The organism is Trinickia diaoshuihuensis (genome assembly GCF_003390925.1).
Classification (GTDB): Bacteria; Pseudomonadota; Gammaproteobacteria; order Burkholderiales; family Burkholderiaceae; genus Trinickia; species Trinickia diaoshuihuensis.
Map to the genome: position 1 here is coordinate 1 of NZ_QUBS01000055.1, position 21,589 is coordinate 21,589.

A 21,589-nucleotide genomic window follows, 5' to 3' on the forward strand; every position below is an offset into this window, starting at 1 on the left:
CGGGCGACGCGCCGGCCGCCGGGCTCGCCGCCGCCGGCGCGGCGGTCGTCGCGACCGACGCCGGCTTCGCCGCCTGGGCGCCGCTCGCCTTCGCCGCACTTGCGGCAGTCTGAGATGCCGCTGCCGCAACTGATGCCGCATTCGGAGCGCTCGCGGGAGCCGCCGCGGACGCGGTTTCCGTTTTGGCCACCGCGCCCGTCGCGTCGAGCGGCGGGACGTTCAGCACCGCGCCGAGCTTCAACAAGCTCGGATCGCCGCGCATGAACGCGGAGGGATTCGCCTCGAAAATCGCCCGCGCGGCGCGGCCGAGCACGGTCTTGTCGTGCGAGCCGGTCGCGGCCGCGGCGATATCGGCGAGCGACTGCCCCGGCTTGACCGCAACCTGGGTCGCGGCCGAAGCCGGGACGGCGCTTTGCGCAACGGGAGCGGACGCCGGCGTGGCGGCGGTCGCGGCACCGGCGGGCGACACGCAAGCGAGGCAAGCGCAAGCGATCGCAAGCAAGACGGCGCGACGCGTCGAACGTATTGTCATGGAGGTGTCACGCGCTCGGAAGCGCGCCTCGAGATGGCGTTTGGGAAAAACCAAAATGGCTGCGGCAAAAGAAAAAGGCGTCGCGCAAAGCGACGCCTTTCAGGGTTCCTATGCGTCGTAACCGCATAGTTTACGTGAGGAACCCGGTCAAGACCACTCCACGGCATGCGTCCACGGCATCAGGGTGCGGATCGCATGCTCGGGCCTGCGTACCGATTCGGCTCAACGCTCCAGCAGGATGCGCAGCATGCGGCGCAGCGGCTCGGCCGCGCCCCACAAGAGTTGATCGCCGACGGTGAATGCCGACAGGTACTCGCCGCCCATCGCGAGCTTGCGCAAGCGGCCGACGGGCACCGACAGCGTGCCGGTCACCACGGCCGGCGACAACTCGCGCATCGACGCTTCGCGCTCGTTCGGCACCACCTTGACCCAATCGTTGGCCGACGCGAGGATGCCGTTGATTTCGTCGAGCGGCACGTCCTTCTTCAGCTTGATCGTCAGGGCCTGCGAGTGGCAACGCATCGCGCCGATCCGCACGCACAGACCGTCCACGGGAATCGACCCGGGCTGGCCCATGGCCGGCTTGCCGAGGATCTTGTTGGCTTCCGCGCCGCCCTTCCACTCTTCCTTGGACATGCCGTTGCCCAGGTCCTTATCGATCCAGGGAATCAGCGAACCGGCGAGCGGCACGCCGAAATGCTGCGTGGGCATCGCGTCGGAATTCATCGTCTCGAGCACGCGGCGATCGATGTCGAGGATCGCGGAAGCCGGGTCGGCCAACTGCTCCTTGACCGCGCCATGCAGCGTCCCCATTTGGGACAGCAACTCGCGCATATTCTGCGCGCCGGCGCCCGATGCGGCCTGATATGTCATGGCCGTCATCCAGTCGACGAGGTTTTCATTAAACAGGCCGCCGAGCGCCATCAGCATCAAGCTGACCGTGCAGTTCCCGCCGATGAAGTTCTTGGTGCCTTTGACGAGCGCATGCTTGATCACGTCGAGATTGACGGGGTCGAGGATGATGACCGCGTCGTCGGCCATGCGCAGCGACGAAGCCGCATCGATCCAGTAACCGTTCCAACCGGCGGCGCGCAGCTTGGGAAACACTTCGTTCGTGTAATCGCCGCCTTGGCAGGTGATGACGACGTCGCACTTCTTGAGATCGTCGATGCTCTTGGCGTCTTTGAGCTTCGTCTCGTTCTTGGCGAACGACGGCGCGTCGCCGCCCACGTTGCTGGTGCTGAAAAACACCGGTTCGATCAGATCGAAATCGCGCTCTTGCTGCATCCGCTGCATCAAGACGCTGCCGACCATGCCGCGCCAACCTACGAGACCTACGTTCATGACTAACCCTTGGAGTGGACGCTTCCCCGCAACTTTGCCCGGCGTGACCGCGCGGGGAAGACGAGCGGGCACGACGGACGATCAGCGTTTCGTGATCGTTTTGGGGGTAATCGTAATGATGGCGATGCCGGCAATGCCGACGGCACCAGCAATGGCGTGCCCGCCCACACGGGCCGTATCGCCGTGCAGGTTGTCAATCGAGGAGATTTGGGACAGATTCGCCATCGGCACAGTCTACACGAAAAACGCGCATCGGCGCGCCCTTCGATGAAGCAAATTCGGTAAAAACCACGCTATTTAGGCACTTTTTCGTACGAACGGGCCCGAAGGCCCGTTCCATCAATGAGTGCCCGAACGATTAGAGCGCCGCGCGCACCGCGTCGCCCATCTCGACCGTGCCGACCTGCCGGCAGCCCGGCGTGGCGATGTCGCCGGTCCGGTACCCGGCCTCGAGCACCTTTTGCACGGCCTTCTCGATACGCTCGGCCTGCTCGGGCTTGTTCAACGAATAGCGCAGCATCATGGCCGCCGAGAGAATCGTCGCGAGCGGATTGGCGACGCCCTTGCCTGCGATATCGGGCGCCGAGCCGTGCGACGGCTCGTAAAGGCCCTTGTTGTTCTTGTCGAGCGAGGCCGACGGCAGCATGCCGATCGAGCCCGTCAACATGGCCGCCTGGTCCGACAAAATGTCGCCGAACAGGTTGCCCGTTACGATCACGTCGAACGATTTAGGCGCCTTCACGAGCTGCATCGCGGCGTTGTCGACATACATGTGCGACAACTCGACGTCGGGGTACTGCTTCGCGACATCGATCATCACGTCCTTCCACAACTGCGACGTTTCGAGCACGTTGGCCTTATCGACCGAGGTGAGCCGCTTGCCGCGCTTTTGCGCCGCCTGAAACGCGACGTGGGCGATGCGCTGCACTTCCGGTTCCGAATAACGCATCGTGTCGAACCCTTCGCGCGCACCCTCGAACGGACCGTCGGGCGCTTTGCGCGTACCGCGCGGCGTGCCGAAATAGACGTCGCCATTGAGCTCGCGCACGATCAGGATATCGAGACCCGAGACGATTTCCGGCTTCAGCGAGGAAGCACCCGTCAATTGCGGATAGCAAATGGCCGGACGGAAGTTCGCGAACAACTGCAAGTGCTTGCGCAGCCCGAGGATGGCTTGCTCGGGGCGCAGCGCCCGCTCGAGCGAATCGTATTTCCAGTCGCCCACGGCGCCGAACAGGATCGCGTCGGCCTCTTTTGCGAGCGCCAGCGTCGAATCGGGCAGCGGATGCCCCTTCGCTTCGTAACCGGCGCCGCCCACGGGCGCCTCTTCCATCTCGAATTTTTCGTCGAGCGCGTTCAATACCTTGACCGCTTCCGCGACGATTTCGGTGCCGATGCCGTCACCGGGGAGCACTGCGATTTTCATTCGGAATCCTATCGAGTTGTGCGATTGCCTAACTGTTCCGGCGCTGCCGCTGCAAATGCAGCGTTAGCCGACGATGCGATGGGCGAGCCACGGCTGCTTCGCGATACGCTCGGCTTCGAAGGCGCGGATCTTATCGGCGTGGCGCAGCGTCAAGCCGATGTCGTCGAAGCCGTTCAACAAGCAGTACTTGCGAAAACCGTCGACCTCGAATGCATACTCGCGGCCATCCGGCGTGCGCACGACTTGCGCGTCGAGATCGATCGTCAACTGATAGCCGTTGAATGCATACGTCTCGTTGAACAGGTGATCGACTTGCTGCTCGGACAAGACGATCGGCAATACGCCGTTCTTGAAGCAATTGTTGAAGAAGATATCGGCGAAGCTGGGCGCGATCAGCGCGCGGAAACCGTATTGCTGCAATGCCCACGGCGCGTGCTCGCGAGAGCTGCCGCAGCCGAAGTTCTTGCGCGCGAGCAGCACCGACGCGCCCTGATAACGCGGCTGATTCAGCACGAAATCGGGATTCAGCGGACGGCGCGAATTGTCCTGCCCCGGCTCGCCGTGATCGAGATAACGCCACTCGTCGAACAGGTTGGGACCGAACCCCGTGCGCTTGATCGATTTCAGAAACTGCTTCGGGATGATCGCGTCCGTATCGACATTCTCGCGATCGAGAGGGGCGACGAGCCCCGTGTGCACGACGAATTTGTCCATGTTCCTATTACTCCGCAGCCTTTTTGATTGCGTGACCCGCTTCGCTCATGTCCTGACCGAAGCCGGCAACCGTATTGCAGCCGGCGAGGCCGAGCCACATGCCGGCGAGCGCGAGCAGCGCGGCCCGCCGCCAAACCATCGAAGCTTTCATGGCCCTACCCTAACTTCCGAATGTCGACGAAATGGCCTTCGATCGCGGCCGCCGCGGCCATCGCGGGACTCACGAGGTGCGTGCGTCCGCCCGCGCCTTGGCGGCCCTCGAAATTGCGGTTCGACGTCGATGCGCAGCGCTCGCCCGGCTCGAGCCGGTCGGCGTTCATTGCGAGGCACATCGAACAACCGGGCTCGCGCCATTCGAAGCCGGCTTCGACGAATACTTTGTCGAGACCTTCGCGTTCGGCTTGCGCTTTCACGAGCCCGGAACCGGGCACGACCATCGCCAAGCGGATGTTCGGGGCGACGCGCCGGCCGAGCTTTTTCACGACGTAGGCCGCGGCGCGAATATCCTCGATACGCGCGTTCGTGCACGAACCGATGAAGACCTTGTCGACCTTGATCGAGTCGATCGGTGCGTTCGGCTCCAGCGCCATGTATTGCAACGCACGCTCCATCGCGTCGCGCTTGACGGGATCTTTTTCGCGCTCGGGATCGGGCACCCGGCCGTCGACCGCCGTCACCATTTCGGGCGACGTGCCCCACGTGACTTGCGGCACGATCTGCGCGGCATCGAGTTCGACGACGCGGTCGAATTGCGCGCCCGGATCGGACACGAACGTGCGCCAATAAGCGACCGCGTGATCCCACTCGGCGCCTTGCGGCGAATAGGGGCGGCCTTTCAGGTACTCGATCGTCGTGTCGTCCACGGCCACCATGCCCGCGCGCGCGCCGGCTTCGATGGCCATGTTGCACACCGTCATCCGGCCTTCCATCGACAGCGCGCGGATCGTCGAGCCGCCGAATTCGATGGCGTAGCCCGTGCCGCCGGCGGTGCCGATCTTGCCGATGATGGCAAGCACGATGTCCTTGGCCGTACAGCCGCGCGGCAATGGGCCGTCGACCTTGACGAGCATGTTCTTGCTCTTCTTTTGCAAGAGCGTTTGCGTGGCGAGCACGTGCTCGACTTCCGACGTGCCGATGCCGTGAGCGAGCGCACCGAACGCGCCGTGCGTGGACGTGTGCGAATCGCCGCACACGATCGTCATGCCGGGCAGCGTCGCGCCTTGTTCGGGGCCGATGATATGAACGATGCCTTGGCGCATGTCGTTCATCTTGAACTGCGTGATGCCGTAGGCGTCGCAATTGGCGTCGAGCGTATCGACTTGCAGCTTCGAAACCGGATCCGCAATGCCGTGACTGCGATCGGTCGTGGGGACGTTATGGTCCGATACGGCCAAATTGGCGCTCACGCGCCAGAGCGGACGCTTATGCAGCTTCAGTCCTTCGAACGCCTGCGGGCTCGTGACTTCGTGCAGCAACTGGCGGTCGATGTAGAGCAGCGCCGTGCCATCCTCTTCGGTATGGACGACGTGTGAATCCCACAGCTTGTCGTAGAGAGTCTTTGACATGGTATGCGCGGTAATCGTGGCAACGGGCAATCCCCGGTGCGGTCGATTATGCCACGCACGGCGCGGCCGCGACACCGGCCTTTTTGAAAAAAGCGATAAAAAACATCGGGTTAGGGTGGTAGTGGCGGTACTAGGTTGGCTGTTACCGGGACGCCCGCCGTCATCGGGCACGCACAGGGCGGGCAGCGCGTCGAGCGCGTGAGGCATGCGGGGCACTGGCGTTCTTGGGCGCGTCGGGGCTCGACGCGATGCTCGCGTACGCCGCATTCACCGCATCGGTCCTTTTTGCGCCCGAAGCCGCCGCGATACTCGCAAGCGCGGACGGTACGGAAAGTGCCGCGGCATACGCAGCGACGTCGTACATGGCGACGGACAGGGGGTAGTCATTGTACGATTTGGCGAGGTTTTCCCGGATCTTCGTGCCGATCTGCTCACGGTCGGCATCCATCTGGGCAAGCAGCGCCGAAGCGACCTGTCCACCGAACAGATTCTTTTGGATCGAGGTGCCCATCGTGCTCAAGGTCGCAGCCGTCGCGGCAAGAGTATGAGCCGTACCCACCGGCGAAATCGCACCGAACGCGCCCAAGCCTGCGATCGTCGATTCGAACGTCGTCATCGTCGTGCCCGAACGAGCAAAGTAGTCGCGCTGAAACAGACTCCACATCTCGTTGATCAGTTCCAGCTCCCCGCCCACTACCGTGTCACGGCATGCGCGCGCCGCCGCCGCGATCTCGCTCGCCGACATCTTCACGCTCTTGCGAGCACCCGCGTCTCTCGGGGATTGGCCCGACGGCGAAGCACCCTCGGCGGAGGTACTGCTGGCGGCGGCCGGAGACACCTCGTTCGGATCCTCGCCCTGCGCGATCAGATAGCAAGCCTTTTCAAGGCCGGCTATCTCTTGTGCGCGCTGGCGAATCGCGTCGCCAGACCCATAAACGTAATCGTTGGGGGGATTCGCACCGTTAAGTCCCTCCCACCAATTCCAGTGCTCGCATCCCGATAGGAGCGCCATCGACAGCAATAGACAAAAGATTCCCCGAGCAGACGATTTCATGTCGCTTCCCCGTAGATGCACGCCGTGCAAGCGAACGGACCAGGCGCAGCCGGCATATCTTTGTTTGCAGCCTAAGCAATATAGACGAGCAAACAGGGGAGCCAAAGGATATCTTCGATATGCGCAAATTCGCCGATCGGAGTCTATCGGGTGGACCAGTTTTTAACGTAGTCCGGAATGACGACGTTCCTATTGTCTTCGGCGTTTATGGGCGCTCCTCGAACGATGTTCAGCGGCAGCACGCCCGTCCATACCGGAAGATGGAAATCCTCGTGCTTATCGGACGGCATCGAAGCGCTGACCTTAACCGCCGCTTCCCCCAGGGAAATTCGCAGTACAGTCGTCGCGTTGATTTCCTTGCCGTTCCCGGGCCGCGCTTCGTGCTTGCGGCCCGGCGCGATCTTGTCCATGAACGCATCCATTGCCGCCAATTTTTCGTCGTTTGCTTGTACGACCTCGAATCGCCCGTAGACCACCGCGGATCGATAGTTCATCGAGTGGCTGAATGCCGATTTGGCCAATACCAGGCCGTCCAGCAGCGTCATTGCGATGCAAGCCTGCGCACCGGCGGACAAGACTTTGATCATCCGGCTGCCGTTCGATCCGTGGATATAAAGATCGTCGCCGCTCCGCCAGTGCGCAGTCGGAATGCAATGCGTATCATCGTCGGCAATGAACGCAATGTGGCAAACATACGCTTCGTCGACGATCGCGTGGAGCATCGCGCGATCGCGGTTGGCCAGTTCCGGCAAGCGCCGGATCGTGGTGCGGTCGGTGGGCGATACGGTCGTGGGCTGACTCATGTATAAGATCCTATTGACTCGATTCGAGCTGCAAGCCGCAGCGCAAGGGGATCGAACAATACAAGACGAGACCGACATTAAAAAGAACCAACCGCGGGCAAAAATTTAGAACCAAGACGTGGATCTCGCTCTTCTCATTTCAGCGTTCGCCGCGCAAAAGGAATCGGCCAAGCGTAGCCAGCAGGAAGTGCTTTATCGAAGCCTGCGCGACTTGCTGCTCGACGGACGCATCGCGCCGGGCACGCGCCTGGCATCCACGCGCGTGCTGGCGAACGAACTCGGCGTTGCGCGAAATTCCGCCGTCTATGCGTACGAACGGCTCGCCGAGGAAGGCTTCGTGGCCGCGACGCGCAACGGCACCGTCACGGTTTGGAACGGCTCGGCGCATCGCGATATGCAGCAGGCCGGCGTCCCGCTCACGCATCGCCTATCCGACCGGGTCCAAGGATTGGGCAACCCGCAGCCCGAACCCGATCGCATGTTGCCGTTTGTCCCCGGCCTGCCTTCGCTCGACGAATTTCCGATCGCCCAATGGCGCCGCTGTGTCGAGCGAGCGTGGCGACGCTTAAAGCCCGGACAACTCGCGTACGGGCCGGCCGAAGGCCTGTCCGAATTGCGGCGTGCCGTGGCGGCATACATCAAGGTATCGCGCGGCGTCCGATGCGAAACGGAGCAGGTGTTCGTCACGGATGGGACTCAGAGCAGCTTGGAGTTGTGCGCGCGCATGCTTGCGGATCCGGGCGAGTACGGCTGGCTCGAGAACCCCTGTTATAACGGCGCGAAAGCCGCGTTCCGGTCCACTGGCTTGCAACTCGTTCCAATCGAGGTCGATCGCGAAGGAATGGCGCCGACCGAAGATCAATGGCGCCGGTTTCCGCCCAAGCTCATCTACACGACGCCTTCGCATCAATATCCGCTCGGATCGGTCATGAGCATGCGGCGCAGGGCAGCGCTCGTCGAGCAAGCGCGAGCGCATGGCGCCTGGATCATCGAGGACGACTACGACAGCGAATTTCGCCATGGCGGAGAGCCCCTCCCCGCGATTCAAGGCTGTTCCGCCGACGCGCCCGTTTGCTATCTCGGCACGTTCAGCAAAACGATGTTTCCGGCCCTGCGCCTCGGCTTCATGGTCGTTCCACCGATGTTGGTCGGGCGCCTGCGCGACACACTGCGCGGACTCGTACATCGGGGCCATCCCGCCGATCAGTTGGCCATGGCGGAATTCATCGACAGTGGACTCTTCGCGCGCCATCTGCGCCGAATGCGAGCGCTCTACATCCACCGGCGCGGCACGCTCGAACGCGCGCTCGGCCGGCATCTTGGCTCGGCGTTGAGCATACGGGAAAGCTCGGGCGGCATGCATCTGTCGGCGGAACTCGCCATACCCGTGCTCGATCAGGAAGTCGCGCGCCGAGCCGCCGATGAAGCGCGACTGTTCCTGCAACCGTTGAGCCAGTATGGCGTCATGGACGGCCGCACGTATAACGGCTTCGTTCTCGGCTACGCGGGGCTCGCCGACGCCGCGATAGAGCAAGCGGCGCTCGAGTTCGCAGAAGTCGTGGAACGCCATCGCAGACTCGAGCGCTGACGGTTGGAACCGGCTGCACGCCACCGCCGGCGCCGGCTAGCGCCTTCCTTGCAAAAAAGAAACGCGACCGGCGGGCGAGCCGGCCGCAAATCCGCCTGCCGAGGAAATCCAGGCGGAGCGCGGCTCGAAAGCGAGCCGTGCGGGCGAAAGGTTATCGAGCGAGCAAACTCAAGCGTTGCTCCGCAGCGGCGCAAGGCCCGGCGCACGGGCATCCGGGACGCCGGGTTGAAGCGGCTGACCGGAAACGCGCAAAGCAACCGCCGTCGCTACGGTGCTCGCATAGACGTTGACCGCCGTGCGTCCCATGTCGAAAAACGCATCGATACCGAGGATCAGCAACACCGCCTCCGCCGGCAGTCCGATCGCACCCAAGATCACGGTAATCGCCACGATCGCGCCGGAGGGGACATTGGCGGCACCGTCGATCATGATCGTCGTCAGAACGATAATCGTGAAGACGAGCGACCAGCTCCAAGACAGGTGGTAGACATCGGCCAGATAGCCGACCGCCAACGCCGTATAGAGCACCGCGCCATCGCGATTGAAGATGTACGACAACGGCAAGATGGTCGATGCCACCGATTGCGGCACGCCCAACTCCATCAGCTTCTTGAGATGCAGTGGGAACGTGATTTCGGACGAGCGCGTCGTAAACGCGAGGATCAGCGGCTCGCTGACATGCTTGATGACGGCGCGGGCCGGAAGGCCTGTCGATTTGAGGACCAGCGTGAGGGCGAGCGCGAGGATCGCCAAACCGAGGTAGGCCACACCCAGCAATTTGACGAGCGGCATGAGCGCCGACAGTCCCTTCGAGGCGAGCACCCCCGCCAACGCCGCGAAAATCGCGACGGGCGAAAACGCGATCACCCATTCGGTGATCTTGAACAATGCCGCGAGCGCCGAATCGAGCACGGCCACGAACGGCGCCGCCTTATCCTGCACCGCCGCCAAGGCGGAGCCCAATAGGACGCCGAAGACCAGCACCGGCACGGAATTGCCGGAAGCCAGCGCGGCCACGATATTGGCGGGAACGAGATCGACGACGAATTGAATCCAGTCGACGCCACCGGCCAAATTCTTGGGCATCGAAGCCGTCTCCGTCATGCTGGCGCCCACCCCTGGGTGGAATACGTAGTTGAGCCCGAGGCCGAGCGCGGCGGCCAACACGGTTGCCACGATAAAAAACGCAATACTGAACACCGCCGTTTTGCCTAAACGGCCCCGCTGCACCCCGGCGCGAAACGTACCCACCGTGACCGATAATAGGATCAACGGCATCACGACCATCTTGATCGCATGCGCGAACAGCGTGGACAAAAACGACAGTTTCGCCGCCACCGACGGTAAAAGCACGCCGAAGGAGGCGCCGAGCGCGAGCCCCGCGATCATCTGTATCGAAACCGGAATGCCTTTACGTGGTTGCGTCATGTTGGCCTCGGATTAGTTTGATTCGCGCGTCGGTCCCATCGAGAATGTGATTCCACATATGCTGACGCGCCGCCTCCGGCTCTTTCGACCGGATTGCACCGTAAATATTGAGATGCTCCGACGTACCGCGCCGCACGGTCGCGGCATCGTCTCGATGCAATTCGTTTAGGGCCAGCCCGCTTTGCGCGCGCAGCATTCGATACGACGTATAGAGCCGCTCGTTCTTGGCCGCCGCGAACATCTCCTGATGAAACACCCAACCGATTCGCTGTTCCGTCATCAAATCCGTCGATTCGCCATCCGCAATTCGACGCAATTGGTCGGCCGCGGCCGTCAAGCCATCGGTGGCGCCGTTGACCGCGGCCAAATAGGCAGCCGTGCTTTCCAGCGCAAGTCTCACTTCGAAGATCTCGCGCAAATCCATCTTCGTCGGCGCGGTGACATAGGTTCCGCGGCGCGGAATGACCTCCACCAACCCCTCCACCACGAGACGTTGGATGGCGGAGCGCACCGGCATATGGCCCAGCATCAACTCGTCGGCCATATTGCGCGGGGAAACCGGATTACCCGGCGCCAGCCGGCCGTCGAGAATGCGAGAGCGGATCTGAGTGTAGGCTGTTTGTGTATCGGATTGACGGTCGGCCGTCATCTGAGATCTCAATTGGTTTGTTGTCCCGAGAAGATTTTCCTGGGCCCAAGGAGCTTACCGCATCACAACGCAAATAGAACCTGATATTTTTTGGAGTATAGCTAAGATGCAGATAGTCAGATAGTCGAGCGCCCGGCAGATCCGAAAAAACCCGAAAAGACGCGAAAAAACTCAAGTTGCGCCGACGAACTATTCAGGTCACGCTATACAATCGTGGAATATACAAACCCGTCCATTTCGTCGCGCAAATCCTACATAACTCATACGCCTCGAACAATACGATTACCTATGCCCGATAGCCGCGCGCTTTTTTCCATTCATGCCGTTTCAACCGAGCACGTACTGCCGTTACGGCGCTCGATCCTGTTGGACAATCAGGCGGACTCCTGCCGGTTCCGCGGCGATGACGAACCGACGACTTTGCACCTTGCCGTGTACCAGGGCGAGCAGATCGTTGCCGTCGCTACTGTCTGCCGCGAGGCGCTGCCGGGCGGGAAGAGCGACTTCGCCTGGCGCCTGCGCGGAGTGGCCGTCGAGCCGCACGCGCGTGGCTACGGGTTCGGCCGCACGCTGATGAAACTGTGCTGCGAGCACGCGCGCCGCCATGGCGGCCGGCTGGCCTGGTGCACGGCCCGTGAAACGGCTCGCGGTTTTTACGAAGGCCTGGGCTTCGCTTCTTCATCGCCTCCGTTCAAATTGCCCTCCAGAGGTGATCTTCTTTTTTACGAGATGCACTATGTTCTGCCCGGCGGACCGATTACCGACGTTGAATGAACAGCGCATCGCTGCTACCGCCGTCGCTCGATCTAGGGGATATGCGCAATAGGCGGCGCTCAAGCGAGAAGCGAGACCAATTGCCGATTAAGACGCGGCTCGATTTGGCGTGCCTCTTTCGCCAAATTCACTTGCTTGGTGGCCTTCGCAATATCCACGAGATTCGCGCTAATCGGGTAAGAACCTCGGCCCATCATCCATGCAAGCACGTCCGACAGGTGCCAGACGGACGCGCTACCTTCGTGAACCGGCAAAGGAAAACGCGACGCATGAGCCAACATGAGTTTGCGCATATTCTGCCGCGTAACCCCGGCCAGGTCCGCGACGTCGGTCAGGCCCACGAAGTCGGGGCCCGCTTCCACGAGCCTCGCTGTTGGAAGCGCCTTCTTCACATCGTGCAACGCCGAATGGATGACCGACCAAGCGTCGGCTCCGTCACGCCTGAACGTCAGCGCGATTCGACCCGGCTGGCCCACGCCGATCGTCGCATCGTCGCACCCTGCTTCGAACAGCCTCTCGACGATCTGCTCATGATCTCGGTCTTCGTCGGCAAGCTGATATTTGAGCGTAAAAACGTATTCCATTTGGACTCCTAAGTTTTAGCGAGCACCCGCAACTTGAACGCGACGATCTGCTGCACCACCGCGCAATGATCGACGACCCGCTTCAAGTCTTTCGCATGATTGGCCGCGCAACGCGGCGTACTCCAGATGCTGGCGATACAAAATTCGCCGCAACGGCATTGAGCATCGTGATACGGGCACAGCATCTTGCCCCACGCGTGCCCGTTGCCTCGTTTGGGCTCGACCCGCCAGCCGCGCGCTTCGGCATATACGAGGGCCGCTTCGATGTCCTTCTTCGGATGTGGTCGTTGCATTCGTCAATGCGGTCACAATACCGCCCGGTTAATAGGTTGTCAAGTGACAACCTTGGCTTCAGACGAACACAGCGTACCGGCGCGGCAACTCGGCGGGCAGTCCACCGAACGGCATACCGTCGTTGAGATCGGCCCTCCTCCGTGCAGCCGACGACGCAAACGAAAAAGCCCCGACGGCATAACCCGTCGGGGCTTCGGATACTGCTATGGGCAGCCGGTTCGCCAGAACCGGCGCCGGGTCTGCGCTTAGCCGCGTTGGCTGATCGGCTTCGCTTCGCGCGGCGTTTCGCCGATGAAGAGCTGCCGCGGACGGCCGATCTTTTGCTCGGCTTCCGAAATCATCTCGTTCCACTGAGCGATCCAGCCCACCGTCCGCGCCATCGCGAAAATGCAGGTGAACATCGACGTCGGGATACCAAGGGCGCGCTGAACGATGCCCGAGTAGAAATCGACGTTCGGATAGAGCTTGCGCGATACGAAGTATTCGTCTTCGAGCGCGATCTTCTCGAGTTGCATCGCGAGCTTGAACAGCGGATCGTCGTGCAGACCGAGCTCTTCGAGCACCTCGTGGCACGTTTCGCGCATCAGCTTCGCGCGCGGATCGTAGTTCTTGTACACGCGGTGGCCGAAGCCCATCAGCTTCACGCCCGAGTTCTTGTCCTTCACCTGCTTGATGAACTCGGGGATGTTGTCGGGCGAGCCGATTTGCTCGAGCATGTTCAGCGCCGCTTCGTTCGCGCCGCCGTGTGCCGGGCCCCACAGGCAGGCGATGCCGGCTGCGATACAGGCGAACGGGTTGGCGCCCGACGAACCGGCCAGACGCACGGTCGAGGTCGATGCGTTCTGCTCGTGATCGGCGTGCAGAATCAAGATGCGGTCGAGTGCGCGCACGAGCACGTCGTTGATCTTGTACTCTTCGCACGGGTTCGAGAACATCATGCGCATGAAGTTCGCGCTGTACGACAGGTCGTTCTTCGGATAGACGAACGGCTGGCCGATGCTGTACTTGTACGCCATCGCCACGAGCGTCGGCAGCTTCGCGATCATGCGGATCGCCGAGACGTCACGGTGATGCGGATCGTTGATGTTCAACGAATCGTGGTAGAACGCGGATAGCGCGCCGACCGACGCGACGAGAATCGCCATCGGGTGCGAATCGCGACGGAAGCCGCGGAAGAAGAACTGCATCTGCTCGTGCACCATCGTATGGCGCGTCACCGTGCTGACGAATTCTTCGTGTTCCTTGGCCGTGGGCAGATCGCCCTTGAGCAACAGGTAGCACGTTTCGAGGAAGTCCGCGTTTTGCGCGAGATTGTCGATCGGGTAGCCGCGGTAGAGCAGCTCGCCCTTATCTCCGTCGATATACGTGATGGCCGAATTGCACGATGCCGTCGACATGAAGCCCGGGTCATACGTGAATTTGCCGGTCTGGCCGTACAGCTTGCGGATGTCGATTACGTCCGGGCCCATCGTGCCCTTGTAGATCGGCAGTTCGACGCTCGGCGAGTTATCGCTGAACGAGAGCGTGGCTTTAACATCTGACGGAGTCATAGCATCCTCAATCGAAGTTGGAACGGGTTTCCGATCATGCGCGCGCGGCGCGTCCCAGCAATGCGGCGCTCAAACGGCGCGCAACAGGCCCAGCACCCGGACGATGTCCGGGTCGGAAAGGTCGCCTTCCGGTTCCTTGCGAGCGAGAAGCAAGTCCATCAGGTCGTTGTCGCTCAGCTCGAGCAGACGTGTGAGCGCACCCACGTCCGCGTCGCTAAGGCTCTCCTCGTAACGGCTGAAAAAACGTTCGAAGATCAAATCGTTTTCCAGCAGTCCGCGTCGTGAGCGCCAACGAAGGCGCGCACGGCGCAGCGGGTCTGATTGGTGCGATGCGTCATTATGCGCCGAGGTTCCCCCCGATGTCCCGAAGGACTCCTCGGGGGACGGCGAATGAAGCGAGCGCCTAAAGGCGAGTTTCATTGCTTAAACCGCGCGGCGCACCATCAGTTCCTTGATCTTGCCGATCGCCTTCGTCGGGTTCAGCCCCTTCGGGCAAACGTCGACGCAGTTCATGATCGTGTGGCAGCGGAACAGACGGTAGGGGTCTTCAAGGTTATCCAGGCGCTCGCCCGTGGCCTGGTCGCGCGTATCGGCGATGAACCGATACGCTTGCAACAAGCCGGCCGGGCCGACGAATTTGTCCGGATTCCACCAGAAGCTCGGGCACGACGTCGAGCAGCTCGCGCAGAGAATGCACTCGTAGAGGCCGTCGAGCTCTTCGCGCTCTTCGGGCGACTGCAGGCGCTCTTTCTCGGGCGGCGGCGTGTCGTTGATCAAATACGGCTTGATCGAGTGGTATTGATTGAAGAATTGCGTGAAGTCGCAAATCAAATCGCGTACCACGGGCAACCCCGGCAGCGGACGCAGAACGATCTTTTGCGGCAGATCGTTCAAGTTCGTCAGGCAGGCGAGACCGTTCTTGCCGTTGATGTTCATCGCGTCCGAACCGCAGACCCCTTCACGGCACGAGCGGCGGAACGACAGGGTTTCGTCGAGCGCTTTCAGCTTCACGAGCGCGTCGAGCAGCATGCGATCGCCCACGCCGAGGTCGAGCTCGTACGTCTGCATGCGCGGCGCGGCATCCTTGTCCGGATCGTAACGATAGATTTCGAAAGTACGTTTTGCCATTTCGCGTGTGTCCTTTGAATGCACCGGCTTAGAAGGTACGTGCCTTCGGCGGCACCGATTCGACCGTCAACGGCTGCATGTGCACCGGCTTGTAATCGAGGCGATCGCCTTCGCTGAACCACAGCGTATGGCGCAGCCAGTTTTCGTCGTCGCGATGTTCGTAGTCGCTTTGCGCATGCGCGCCGCGGCTTTCCTTGCGCGCCTCGGCCGACACCATCGTCGCGCGCGCCACTTCGATCAGGTTCGCCAACTCGAGCGCTTCCACGCGAGCCGTATTGAACACCTTCGACTTGTCCTTCAGATGCACGTGGTTCACTCGCTCGGCGACTTCCTTGATCTTCTCCACGCCTTCCGCGAGCAACTTCGACGTACGGAACACGCCCGCATGCGATTGCATCGTCGTACGGATGTCGCCCGCGATCGCTTGCGTGTATTCGCCCGAGGTCGATTTGTCGAGCTTATCGAGGCGCGACAGCGCGAAATCGGCGGCATCGGCCGGCAGGGGCTTATGCTCCTTCAGGTCCTTCACGTGCTTGACGATATGATTGCCCGCGGCGCGGCCGAAGACGACCAAATCGAGCAGCGAGTTCGTGCCCAGACGGTTTGCACCGTGCACCGAGACGCACGAGCACTCGCCCACGGCATAGAAGCCGTTCACGACTTCCTCGTGGCCGCGCGGCGTGCCGACGACTTGCCCATGGATGTTCGTCGGGATGCCGCCCATTTGGTAATGGATCGTCGGCACGACGGGGATCGGCTCCTTGATGCAATCGACGTTCGCGAACTTCAACGCGATTTCGCGGATCGACGGCAGACGCTTCATGATCGTCTCGGCGCCGATGTGCGACAGGTCGAGCAGCACGTGGTCCTTGTTCGGACCCACGCCGCGGCCTTCCTTGATTTCCTGGTCCATCGAGCGCGACACGAAATCGCGCGGCGCCAGGTCCTTCAGCGTCGGCGCGTAGCGCTCCATGAAACGCTCGCCGTTGGCGTTGCGCAAAATACCGCCTTCGCCGCGCACGCCTTCGGTGATCAGCACGCCCGCGCCGGCCACGCCGGTCGGGTGGAATTGCCAGAATTCCATGTCCTGCAACGCGATACCCGCGCGGGCCGCCATGCCCAGGCCGTCGCCGGTATTGATGAACGCGTTCGTCGACGCCGCGAAGATCCGGCCCGCACCGCCCGTGGCGAACAGCGTGCACTTGCCTTCGAGGATGTAGACATCGCCCGTTTCCATCTCGAGCGCGGTCACGCCGAGCACGTCGCCGTCCGCATCGCGGATCAGGTCGAGCGCCATCCATTCGACGAAGAATTGCGTCTTCGCCGCGACGTTTTGCTGATAGAGCGTGTGCAGCAGCGCGTGACCGGTACGGTCGGCCGCCGCGCAGGCGCGCTGCACGGGCTTCTCGCCGTAGTTGGCCGTGTGGCCGCCGAACGGGCGCTGATAAATCGTGCCGTCGGCGTTGCGGTCGAACGGCATGCCGAAGTGCTCGAGCTCGTAGACGGCGTTCGGCGCTTCACGGCACATGAACTCGATCGCGTCTTGGTCGCCGAGCCAGTCGGAACCCTTGATCGTGTCGTAGAAGTGGTAATGCCAGTTGTCTTCGCTCATGTTGCCGAGCGAGGCGCCGATCCCGCCTTGCGCGGCGACCGTGTGCGAACGCGTCGGGAACACTTTCGAGAGCACGCAGACCGACAGGCCGGCGCGCGCGAGTTGCAGCGACGCGCGCATCCCCGAACCGCCCGCGCCGACGATGACCACGTCGAAGCGGCGACGCGGCAGAGAATTCTTGATTGCAACCATTCTTTTACACTCTCCAGAGAATCTGCGCAGCGTAGCCCGCGCACGCGAGCAGCCAGACGATCGTCAACGCTTGCAAAACGAGGCGCGTGCCGACGGGCTTCACATAGTCCATCCAGATGTCGCGCACGCCCACCCACGCGTGGTAGAAGAGCGAGAGCAACGTGACGAACGTCGCGAGCTTCATCCATTGAGTGGCGAAGATCGAGGCCCAGCCGTCGTAGGAGAAAGCCTGCGCGCTGAAGAACCAGGCGAGCAGAATAATCGTGTAGATCGCCATGATCGTGGCGGTCACGCGTTGCGCGAGCCAATCGCGCAAGCCGTAATGCGCGCCGACGACGAGGCGCTTCGAGCCGATTCGGTTGTTGGCTGCCATTTTCTTAGAATGCTCCGAACAGTTTGAGCGCGAAAGCGATCGTCAAGACCGACGACACCACGAAGACCACGACGGACGTGCGCTTGCCGTTCTCTTTGGACACCGCCTCGTGGTTCGTATCCATCACGAGATGGCGCACGCCGGCGCAGAAGTGGAAGAGAAACGCCCACGCGAGCACGAGCGTGATGAGCTTGACGACGATATTGGAGAGAAAGAGCTTGAAGAACTCGAAGCTCATTTCGGACGTGAGGCTCTGATCGAAGAGGTAGAGCAGGAAGGGAAGGAAAACGAAGAGTAGCGCACCGCTAACCCGATGCAGGATCGACACTCGCCCCGCTAGCGGTAGACGGTATGCCGTTAAGATTTGCCCCACACCGATGTTCCGGAACTCCGGTCTCGGTTTTTTTACCGCTTCTGTCATGCTAGACCCCTACAATGTAGTCACACTAACCCGCGATTTTAGCGCTTTTTCATTCCGCAGCGCAGCGAAAACCGGCGAACACTATTCCAGGACGCGCAATGATCGAGCCCATGGCGCACCTTCGCGGCAGCGCGCCCGAACTGTGTCAGCCACGTGTCAGCTCAAATCGTTCTGATAGTAGTACCCGGTTGTGACATACCAACCGCGGCGCACTTCGACCGGCCGATCTCCGTAGGTATAGGACACGCGCTCCACCGAGAGCAACGGAAATCCCGCGGACACGCCGAGCAGCTCCGCCACGGCCGGCTCGGCCGCCACCGCGCGGATCTTCTCCGACGCGCGAATCATGCGGGTGCCGAATTCCGCCTCGAACATCGCATAGAGCGGGCCTTTGTACTCGCTCAAGCGCTCGAGCGTGAGCCCGCGGAACATCGCGCCGGGGAGCCAGATCTCGTCGAGCACCGTCGTCACGCCGTCGAACTGCAGCAGGCGTTTGATTTGGACCACGGGATCGGCGGGTTTCAGATCGAGTTGACGCGCGATCTCGGCCGGCGCGCGCAGGCGGCGGCACTCGAGCAGCTTGCTGACGTGCGGATGTTCGGCGCCGTCGTCGGCTAGCAGCCGCAGGAAGCGGAACTGTGCGCGGTCTTCATTGTGGGTCGCAACGAACGTACCTTTGCCCTGGCGCCGCACGACGAGATTCTCGGCGGCCAATTCGTCGATCGCCTTGCGGACCGTGCCTTGGCTAACCTTATAGCGGGCGGCGAGCTCCACTTCGCTGGGGATGATCTCGCCGGGTTTCCATTCGCCGGATTCGAGGCTCTGTGTAATGAGTCCCTTGATTTGCTGGTACAACGGACTGAACGTCGGCGATGGGGCGGCCGCGGCCGTGCCGTCGCCGGCCTGGCCGTTCTTCGGATTGCCCGCGCTTGCCTCGTTCGCATTCATCCGCGCATTTCAACACAAAGCGCCCGCGCGCGTCCAGGCTTTCCTGCGAAATTCATATGTCTTATATAAGACATAAGATACGGTTGACTTTGAGAAGCCTCGCTCCTACACTCCGTCGCGGGCAAGGACAGTACACCTACACGCTTCGCGTAACGCGCATAGAATGGCGTTTTCCCTAGCGTAGACGCACCCACGCACCAACGCATCCCTGGAGAGTTCTAAATGGCTAAGTCCGCAAAGCGCGTTGCCGTCACCGGCGCCGCAGGTCAAATCGGTTACTCGCTGCTGTTTCGCATCGCCAACGGCGATCTGCTCGGCAAGGACCAGCCCGTCATTCTGCAATTGCTCGACCTCCCGCAAGCCCAAGCCGCCGTCAAGGGCGTCGTCATGGAGCTCGAGGATTGCGCGTTCCCGCTGCTGGCGGGCGTGGTCGTGACGGACGACCCGAAGGTCGCGTTCAAGGACGCCGACATCGCGCTGCTCGTGGGTGCGCGTCCGCGCTCGAAGGGCATGGAACGTAAGGACCTCTTGTCGGCCAATGCCGAAATCTTCACGGTTCAAGGCCGCGCGCTGAACGAAGTCGCCAGCCGCGACGTGAAGGTCCTCGTGGTCGGCAACCCGGCGAACACGAACGCCTACATCGCCATGAAGTCGGCGCCCGATCTGCCGAAGAAGAACTTCACGGCGATGTTGCGCCTCGACCACAACCGCGCGCTGTCGCAATTGGCCTCGAAGTCGGGCAAGCCGGTTTCGTCGCTCGAGAAGGTCGCCGTCTGGGGCAACCACTCGCCCACGATGTATGCCGACTACCGCTTCGCGACGGCCGACGGCCAGTCGGTGAAGGCGTTGATCAACGACGAGCAATGGAACCGCGACGTGTTCCAGCCGACGGTCGGTAAGCGCGGCGCGGCCATCATCGAAGCACGCGGCCTGTCATCGGCGGCTTCGGCGGCCAACGCGGCGATCGACCACGTCCGCGACTGGGTGCTCGGCACGAACGGCAAGTGGGTCACGATGGGCATCCCGTCGGACGGCTCGTACGGCATCCCCGAAGACATCATCTACGGCGTGCCCGTCACCTGCGAAAACGGCGAGTACAAGCGTGTGGAAGGCCTCGAAATCGACGCCTTCTCGCGCGAAAAGATGGAATTCACGCTGAAGGAATTGCTCGAAGAGCGCGACGGCGTGCAACACCTGCTCGGCTAAGCGCCGAGTGCCGGCGCGGGCTGCATGGGCGGCCCGCGCCGCGAAACGATTCGAGAGTCCGGCGCCGTGTACGCCGCGTCCCTGCGACGCGGGCGTCCGGCGCCGTCTCCCCATCTCGGATTCGAACGTGCTTTGCGACATTCGGTCGCGGTGCCGGGTAAGAGCCCCATTGGGCTAGGCAGCCGCTCGGCGGCTCGCTGCCGGCGCTGGACGCATGGCCGGCAGAGCCCGCCCGAATCCGGTCTTTTGAACAGATTTGTAAAGCTGCTGACGCCGAAGATGCGCGCCCTCACTCCCGCGGAAGTGTTGTTCGACGGCGAAACGCCGCCCGCGTTGCTACCCGTGTGCGACCACTACGCGGGCAGTGAAAAGCTCATGCTCAAATCGCTCGCGCTTCAGGGCGAGCTTGGGCCCGTGTTCGATGTGACGCTCGATTGCGAGGATGGCGCCGCCGTCGGTCATGAAGCCGAGCATGCCGAACTCGTCGCATCGCTGATCGGCGGCGAACACGATCGGTTCGGACGCGTCGGCATACGCATCCACGATTTCCAGCACCCGCATTGGCGCGACGATGTCCGCCTCGTGCTTCGCGCGGCCAAGCGCGCCCCGGCCTATATCACGTTGCCGAAGATTCGCAGCGTGGCCGATGCCGCTGAAATGTGCGCCTTTATCGAGGCCACGCGGCGCGAATTCGGCATCGAGAAACCGGTTCCCACTCAACTTTTGATCGAAACGCACGGCGCGCTGGCCGAGGTCTTCCGGCTCGCATCGCTGCCGACCGTCGAGGCGCTCTCGTTCGGTCTGATGGATTTCGTCTCGGCCCACGGCGGCGCGATTCCGGACGCGGGCATGCGCTCGCCCGGTCAGTTCGACCATCCGCTCGTGCGGCGCGCCAAACTCGAAATCGCGGCCGCCTGCCATGCCTATGGGCGCGTGCCGTCGCACAACGTCACGACCGAAATCCGCGATATGTCCGTGGTGGCGGCCGATTGCGCCCGCGCACGCGACGAATTCGGCTATACGCGCATGTGGAGCATTCACCCCGCGCAGGTACCCGTGATCGTCGCGGCGTTCGCGCCGCGCGACGAAGCGATCGCCACCGCGGCCGCGATCTTGCTCCAAGCCCAGGCCGCGCAGTGGGGCCCCACGCGCTACGGCGATACGTTGCACGACCGGGCAAGCTACCGCTACTACTGGTCGGTACTGCGCCGGGCGCGCGCAACCGGCCGGCCGTTGCCGCCCGAAACCGCCCCCTTGTTCGGACCCGCATCGTCGAAGGAAACACCATGACAGCCCCTCAATCGGCCCTTCTCTCCCCCGGCGCGGCGTTCCGCGCGGCCGTCGCGAACGAAAAACCGCTGCAAGTCGTCGGCGCGATCACAGCCTACGCGGCCAAGATGGCGC

Annotated in this window: 23 protein-coding genes and 1 pseudogene; 4 read left to right on the forward strand and 20 right to left on the reverse strand. The window is 62.3% G+C overall.

Going from position 1 to position 21,589, the window contains the following annotated elements:
- The 9 genes and pseudogenes from DXT59_RS30575 to DXT59_RS11745 form a co-directional block, all read right to left on the reverse strand.
- A pseudogene (locus DXT59_RS30575) lies at positions 1–532 on the reverse strand (FimV/HubP family polar landmark protein); the annotation flags it as partial.
- Between the two features lie 222 nt (positions 533–754).
- Positions 755–1,876 (reverse strand): aspartate-semialdehyde dehydrogenase, encoded by a 1,122-nt coding sequence (asd, locus tag DXT59_RS11715; protein ID WP_116137072.1) that lies wholly within the window; start codon positions 1,874–1,876, stop codon positions 755–757.
- Positions 1,877–1,957: 81 nt separating this feature from the next.
- Positions 1,958–2,101 (reverse strand): hypothetical protein, encoded by a 144-nt coding sequence (locus DXT59_RS30580; RefSeq protein ID WP_162878049.1) that lies wholly within the window; start codon positions 2,099–2,101, stop codon positions 1,958–1,960.
- A gap of 133 nt (positions 2,102–2,234) precedes the next feature.
- On the reverse strand, positions 2,235–3,302 hold the full coding sequence (leuB, locus tag DXT59_RS11720) for a 3-isopropylmalate dehydrogenase (RefSeq protein ID WP_116137073.1): 1,068 nt from the start codon (positions 3,300–3,302) through the stop codon (positions 2,235–2,237).
- Between the two features lie 63 nt (positions 3,303–3,365).
- Positions 3,366–4,016 carry a 3-isopropylmalate dehydratase small subunit gene (gene leuD, locus DXT59_RS11725; RefSeq protein ID WP_116137074.1) on the reverse strand — a complete coding sequence of 217 codons (651 nt, stop codon included), beginning with the start codon at positions 4,014–4,016 and terminating at the stop codon, positions 3,366–3,368.
- Between the two features lie 7 nt (positions 4,017–4,023).
- Positions 4,024–4,167, reverse strand: a complete 144-nt coding sequence (locus DXT59_RS11730) for an entericidin A/B family lipoprotein (protein ID WP_116137075.1) — start codon at positions 4,165–4,167, stop codon at positions 4,024–4,026.
- 4 nt (positions 4,168–4,171) lie between these two features.
- Positions 4,172–5,581, reverse strand: coding sequence for a 3-isopropylmalate dehydratase large subunit (gene leuC / locus DXT59_RS11735; protein WP_116137092.1), 1,410 nt, complete (start codon positions 5,579–5,581; stop codon positions 4,172–4,174).
- Positions 5,582–5,741: 160 nt separating this feature from the next.
- The gene (locus tag DXT59_RS11740) at positions 5,742–6,635 is read right to left on the reverse strand and encodes a hypothetical protein (RefSeq protein WP_162878050.1); all 894 of its coding nucleotides are present in this window, start codon (positions 6,633–6,635) and stop codon (positions 5,742–5,744) included.
- A 143-nt stretch (positions 6,636–6,778) separates the two neighbouring features.
- Complete coding sequence (locus DXT59_RS11745) at positions 6,779–7,438, reverse strand: pyridoxamine 5'-phosphate oxidase family protein (protein ID WP_116137077.1); 660 nt, start codon at positions 7,436–7,438, stop codon at positions 6,779–6,781.
- A 118-nt stretch (positions 7,439–7,556) separates the two neighbouring features.
- Between DXT59_RS11745 and pdxR the strand changes: the two genes are divergently transcribed.
- A complete protein-coding gene (pdxR, locus tag DXT59_RS11750; protein ID WP_116137078.1) occupies positions 7,557–9,026 on the forward strand; it encodes a MocR-like pyridoxine biosynthesis transcription factor PdxR in 1,470 nt (489 codons plus the stop codon).
- Positions 9,027–9,194: 168 nt separating this feature from the next.
- Here the strand turns inward: pdxR and DXT59_RS11755 are convergent, their stop codons facing one another.
- Together DXT59_RS11755 and DXT59_RS11760 are read right to left on the reverse strand one after the other, a co-directional pair.
- Positions 9,195–10,454 carry a dicarboxylate/amino acid:cation symporter gene (locus DXT59_RS11755; protein WP_116137079.1) on the reverse strand — a complete coding sequence of 420 codons (1,260 nt, stop codon included), beginning with the start codon at positions 10,452–10,454 and terminating at the stop codon, positions 9,195–9,197.
- Positions 10,438–11,103 (reverse strand): GntR family transcriptional regulator, encoded by a 666-nt coding sequence (locus DXT59_RS11760; RefSeq protein ID WP_116137080.1) that lies wholly within the window; start codon positions 11,101–11,103, stop codon positions 10,438–10,440. The genes DXT59_RS11755 and DXT59_RS11760 overlap by 17 nt, the downstream gene beginning before the upstream one ends.
- Before the next feature lie 288 nt (positions 11,104–11,391).
- On the opposite strand from DXT59_RS11760, the gene DXT59_RS11765 reads away from it, so the two are divergent.
- On the forward strand, positions 11,392–11,877 hold the full coding sequence (locus tag DXT59_RS11765; RefSeq protein WP_116137081.1) for a GNAT family N-acetyltransferase: 486 nt from the start codon (positions 11,392–11,394) through the stop codon (positions 11,875–11,877).
- 59 nt (positions 11,878–11,936) lie between these two features.
- On the opposite strand, the gene DXT59_RS11770 is transcribed toward DXT59_RS11765, so the two are convergent.
- The 9 genes from DXT59_RS11770 to DXT59_RS11810 form a co-directional block, all read right to left on the reverse strand.
- Positions 11,937–12,461, reverse strand: coding sequence for a helix-turn-helix transcriptional regulator (locus DXT59_RS11770; RefSeq protein WP_116137082.1), 525 nt, complete (start codon positions 12,459–12,461; stop codon positions 11,937–11,939).
- A gap of 8 nt (positions 12,462–12,469) precedes the next feature.
- The gene (locus DXT59_RS11775; protein WP_116137083.1) at positions 12,470–12,754 is read right to left on the reverse strand and encodes a hypothetical protein; all 285 of its coding nucleotides are present in this window, start codon (positions 12,752–12,754) and stop codon (positions 12,470–12,472) included.
- Between the two features lie 246 nt (positions 12,755–13,000).
- The gene (gltA, locus tag DXT59_RS11780; RefSeq protein ID WP_116137084.1) at positions 13,001–14,305 is read right to left on the reverse strand and encodes a citrate synthase; all 1,305 of its coding nucleotides are present in this window, start codon (positions 14,303–14,305) and stop codon (positions 13,001–13,003) included.
- Between the two features lie 69 nt (positions 14,306–14,374).
- Complete coding sequence (locus DXT59_RS11785) at positions 14,375–14,617, reverse strand: FAD assembly factor SdhE (protein ID WP_102648101.1); 243 nt, start codon at positions 14,615–14,617, stop codon at positions 14,375–14,377.
- A 111-nt stretch (positions 14,618–14,728) separates the two neighbouring features.
- Positions 14,729–15,433, reverse strand: a complete 705-nt coding sequence (locus DXT59_RS11790) for a succinate dehydrogenase iron-sulfur subunit (protein WP_116137085.1) — start codon at positions 15,431–15,433, stop codon at positions 14,729–14,731.
- A gap of 28 nt (positions 15,434–15,461) precedes the next feature.
- On the reverse strand, positions 15,462–17,237 hold the full coding sequence (gene sdhA / locus DXT59_RS11795; RefSeq protein WP_116137086.1) for a succinate dehydrogenase flavoprotein subunit: 1,776 nt from the start codon (positions 17,235–17,237) through the stop codon (positions 15,462–15,464).
- Between the two features lie 4 nt (positions 17,238–17,241).
- On the reverse strand, positions 17,242–17,610 hold the full coding sequence (sdhD, locus tag DXT59_RS11800) for a succinate dehydrogenase, hydrophobic membrane anchor protein (protein ID WP_116137087.1): 369 nt from the start codon (positions 17,608–17,610) through the stop codon (positions 17,242–17,244).
- Positions 17,611–17,614: 4 nt separating this feature from the next.
- A complete protein-coding gene (gene sdhC / locus DXT59_RS11805) occupies positions 17,615–18,031 on the reverse strand; it encodes a succinate dehydrogenase, cytochrome b556 subunit (protein ID WP_116137088.1) in 417 nt (138 codons plus the stop codon).
- 156 nt (positions 18,032–18,187) lie between these two features.
- Entirely contained in the window at positions 18,188–18,979 is a 792-nt protein-coding gene (locus tag DXT59_RS11810) for a GntR family transcriptional regulator (protein ID WP_116137089.1), read from the reverse strand.
- A gap of 222 nt (positions 18,980–19,201) precedes the next feature.
- Between DXT59_RS11810 and DXT59_RS11815 the strand changes: the two genes are divergently transcribed.
- The gene (locus DXT59_RS11815) at positions 19,202–20,185 is read left to right on the forward strand and encodes a malate dehydrogenase (protein WP_116137090.1); all 984 of its coding nucleotides are present in this window, start codon (positions 19,202–19,204) and stop codon (positions 20,183–20,185) included.
- A gap of 279 nt (positions 20,186–20,464) precedes the next feature.
- Positions 20,465–21,475 carry an HpcH/HpaI aldolase/citrate lyase family protein gene (locus DXT59_RS11820; protein ID WP_116137091.1) on the forward strand — a complete coding sequence of 337 codons (1,011 nt, stop codon included), beginning with the start codon at positions 20,465–20,467 and terminating at the stop codon, positions 21,473–21,475.
- Positions 21,476–21,589: the final 114 nt, after the last annotated feature.

Excerpts from the sequence above, each read along its gene's own strand:
- asd (WP_116137072.1), bottom strand. The coding sequence starts at position 1,876 with ATGAACGTAGGTCTCGTAGGTTGGCGCGGCATGGTCGGCAGCGTCTTG.
- DXT59_RS30580 (WP_162878049.1), bottom strand. The coding sequence starts at position 2,101 with ATGGCGAATCTGTCCCAAATCTCCTCGATTGACAACCTGCACGGCGAT.
- leuB (WP_116137073.1), bottom strand. The coding sequence starts at position 3,302 with ATGAAAATCGCAGTGCTCCCCGGTGACGGCATCGGCACCGAAATCGTC.
- leuD (WP_116137074.1), bottom strand. The coding sequence starts at position 4,016 with ATGGACAAATTCGTCGTGCACACGGGGCTCGTCGCCCCTCTCGATCGC.
- DXT59_RS11730 (WP_116137075.1), bottom strand. The coding sequence starts at position 4,167 with ATGAAAGCTTCGATGGTTTGGCGGCGGGCCGCGCTGCTCGCGCTCGCC.
- leuC (WP_116137092.1), bottom strand. The coding sequence starts at position 5,581 with ATGTCAAAGACTCTCTACGACAAGCTGTGGGATTCACACGTCGTCCAT.
- DXT59_RS11740 (WP_162878050.1), bottom strand. The coding sequence starts at position 6,635 with ATGAAATCGTCTGCTCGGGGAATCTTTTGTCTATTGCTGTCGATGGCG.
- DXT59_RS11745 (WP_116137077.1), bottom strand. The coding sequence starts at position 7,438 with ATGAGTCAGCCCACGACCGTATCGCCCACCGACCGCACCACGATCCGG.
- DXT59_RS11755 (WP_116137079.1), bottom strand. The coding sequence starts at position 10,454 with ATGACGCAACCACGTAAAGGCATTCCGGTTTCGATACAGATGATCGCG.
- DXT59_RS11760 (WP_116137080.1), bottom strand. The coding sequence starts at position 11,103 with ATGACGGCCGACCGTCAATCCGATACACAAACAGCCTACACTCAGATC.
- DXT59_RS11765 (WP_116137081.1), top strand. The coding sequence starts at position 11,392 with ATGCCCGATAGCCGCGCGCTTTTTTCCATTCATGCCGTTTCAACCGAG.
- DXT59_RS11770 (WP_116137082.1), bottom strand. The coding sequence starts at position 12,461 with ATGGAATACGTTTTTACGCTCAAATATCAGCTTGCCGACGAAGACCGA.
- DXT59_RS11775 (WP_116137083.1), bottom strand. The coding sequence starts at position 12,754 with ATGCAACGACCACATCCGAAGAAGGACATCGAAGCGGCCCTCGTATAT.
- gltA (WP_116137084.1), bottom strand. The coding sequence starts at position 14,305 with ATGACTCCGTCAGATGTTAAAGCCACGCTCTCGTTCAGCGATAACTCG.
- DXT59_RS11790 (WP_116137085.1), bottom strand. The coding sequence starts at position 15,433 with ATGGCAAAACGTACTTTCGAAATCTATCGTTACGATCCGGACAAGGAT.
- sdhA (WP_116137086.1), bottom strand. The coding sequence starts at position 17,237 with ATGGTTGCAATCAAGAATTCTCTGCCGCGTCGCCGCTTCGACGTGGTC.
- sdhD (WP_116137087.1), bottom strand. The coding sequence starts at position 17,610 with ATGGCAGCCAACAACCGAATCGGCTCGAAGCGCCTCGTCGTCGGCGCG.
- sdhC (WP_116137088.1), bottom strand. The coding sequence starts at position 18,031 with ATGACAGAAGCGGTAAAAAAACCGAGACCGGAGTTCCGGAACATCGGT.
- DXT59_RS11810 (WP_116137089.1), bottom strand. The coding sequence starts at position 18,979 with ATGAATGCGAACGAGGCAAGCGCGGGCAATCCGAAGAACGGCCAGGCC.
- DXT59_RS11815 (WP_116137090.1), top strand. The coding sequence starts at position 19,202 with ATGGCTAAGTCCGCAAAGCGCGTTGCCGTCACCGGCGCCGCAGGTCAA.
- DXT59_RS11820 (WP_116137091.1), top strand. The coding sequence starts at position 20,465 with ATGCGCGCCCTCACTCCCGCGGAAGTGTTGTTCGACGGCGAAACGCCG.